The organism is Mesorhizobium sp. M2C.T.Ca.TU.002.02.1.1 (assembly GCF_003997225.1).
Genome location: NZ_RZTO01001400.1, coordinates 1 through 741 on the forward strand (window position 1 = coordinate 1; position 741 = coordinate 741).

2 protein-coding genes are annotated in these 741 nt (G+C 65.9%); both read left to right on the forward strand.

The window, feature by feature from the left end:
• A partial coding sequence (locus EOD07_RS36370) for a TetR family transcriptional regulator C-terminal domain-containing protein (protein ID WP_245470638.1) occupies positions 1 to 385 on the forward strand: 385 nt, incomplete at its 5' end.
• A gap of 71 nt (positions 386 to 456) precedes the next feature.
• Positions 457 to 741: rhodanese-like domain-containing protein (locus EOD07_RS36375; RefSeq protein WP_164772956.1), on the forward strand; the 285-nt coding region annotated here is incomplete at its 3' end.

Consider the following 741-nt stretch of genomic DNA (forward strand, 5'->3'; position numbering starts at 1 on the left):
GCTGGAAGAAGCCCCGACCGCGCGGCTCGCGATCGAGGGTTTCTTGACCCAGACCGCCCGGGCCTATTCACAGACCGACCGACCGCAGGGTTGCCTCATCGCGCTCGGAGCCCTGCATCAGGATTCGACGCAAGGGCTGATCTGCCAGGATCTGCGCCGCCGCCGCGCCGAAAATCAGACCGCGCTTGAGAGGCGTCTGGAGCGGGCGGCGGCTGAAGGCGAGCTGCCTGCCGACTTCGACTGCCAGGCCGCGGCCACCTTCTTCGCCACTGTACAGCATGGCATGTCGATCCAGGCACGCGACGGCGCAACCCGTGCGGCCCTCATGGCGACCGTTGCCGGAGCCATGGCGGCGTGGACGACGATGGCCGAGGCCAACACCTGACCCGTGACAAACGCCAGGCTTTGTGATCGAAATCTCGGCGGCCGCCGCGAGCGTGGCCGGGAGGATTTGCCGTGAAGAAAGGTTATCGCCAGCTTCTCGACGAGGCCAATGCCGAGATCGAGGTCGTGTCGCCGGAGGAGGCCGCGGGGCTGCTGGACGATGACGAGACGATCTTCGTCGACCTGCGCGATCCGCGCGAGGTCGAGCGCGACGGCAAGATTCCCGGTGCCAAGCATGTGACGCGCGGCATGCTGGAATTCTGGATTGATCCTGAAAGCCCCTATCACAAGCCGTTCTTCGCCAGCGGTAAGACCTTCGTCTTCTTCTGCGCCGGCGGCTGGCGCTCGGCTTTAGCC